The following is a 1,378-nucleotide window of genomic DNA, read 5'->3' on the forward strand; positions in this document are numbered from 1 at the left end:
GGGTCCGTAAAGTTAACGGTGGTTTTGGAGTTGTTGGGGGTTCAGCGGCGGGCGGCTGAGAGCCGGCCGTCGAAGGTGATGTCGAAGGCGTTTAGAGCGGCCTTCCAGCGCTGGGTCCAGCGTTTGCGTCCCTGGCCGGTGGGGTCGAGGCTCATGATGGCCATGTAGACGCACTTGACGGCGGCCTGCTCGTTCGGGAAGTGCCCACGGGCCCGGACGGCCTTGCGGATCCGTGCGTTCACGGACTCGATGGCGTTCGTCGTGCAGACGATCCGCCGTATCTCGGTGTCGAACTGCAGGAACGGCACGAACTCGGCCCACGCGTTCTCCCACAACCTCACGATCGCGGGATACTTCTGGCCCCATTCCTCCTGAAACTCCAGGAACCGTTCCATGGCGGCGTCCTCGGTCGGCGCCGTGTAGACGGGCTTGAGCGCCTTCGAGATCTTGTCCCAGTCCTGCCGGGCCGCGTAACGGAACGAGGCCCGCAGCAAGTGAACGACACACGTCTGCGTGATCGCCTGCGGCCAGACCGCTCCGATCGCGTCAGGCAGGCCCTTCAAGCCGTCGCAGACGACCATGCAGACGTCTTCCGTGCCGCGGTTCTTGATCTCGGTGAGGACCTGGAGCCAGTACTTGGCACCCTCGCCCCCGTCGCCGGCCCACAAGCCCAAGATCTCGCGTGTGCCCTCGACGGTGACCGCCAGGACCACGTAGACCGGCCTGTTCGCGACCTTCCCGTCCCGCAGCTTCACGTGGACACAGTCAATGAACAAAACCGGATAGACCGAGTCGAGCGGCCGGTTCTGCCACTCGTTCATGCCGTCGATCACCTTGTCCGTGATCGTGGAGATGGTCGTCTTGGAGACCTCGGCGCCGTAGACCTCCGCGAGGTGAGCGGAGATCTCCCCGTGGGTCAGGCCGCGGGCCGACAGCGAGAGCACCATCTCGTCGACGCCGGTCAGCCGGCGCTGTCGCTTCTTGACGATCTGCGGCTCGAACGAGCCCTCCCGGTCCCGTGGGACTTCGAGAACGACCGGGCCGACCTCGGTCACCACGGTCTTGGACCGGGTCCCGTTGCGGGTGTTGCCCGAGCAGGCCTTCTCATGCTTCTCGTGTCCGAGGTGGTCGGTGATCTCGCCTTCCAGGGCCGACTCGAGGATCCGCTTCGTCAACTGCTGCAGCAGACCACCCTGGCCCGTCAGCTTGATCCCGTCAGCCTTGGCCCGGTCCACCAGCTGACTGATCAGCTGGTCGTCCAGAACCTCCGGCGCCAACCCGGACGGCTGTACCTCCGCCACGGCCTCCGCCGACACGGTCACGTCTGTCATCAGGTGTCACTTCCTGTTCGAAGATCCACCGTTGACCGTACAGACCC

The 1,378-nt window shown here is 65.0% G+C and carries 1 protein-coding gene; it reads right to left on the reverse strand.

Going from position 1 to position 1,378, the window contains the following annotated elements; all coding sequences use genetic code 11:
• Window positions 1-41: 41 nt before the first annotated feature.
• Window positions 42-1,322 (reverse strand): IS256 family transposase, encoded by a 1,281-nt coding sequence (locus tag AC6CKD_RS37915; protein WP_498333975.1) that lies wholly within the window; start codon window positions 1,320-1,322, stop codon window positions 42-44.
• Window positions 1,323-1,378 lie beyond the last annotated feature (56 nt).

The sequence above is a fragment of the Streptomyces sp. GQ60 genome, from assembly GCF_059758875.1.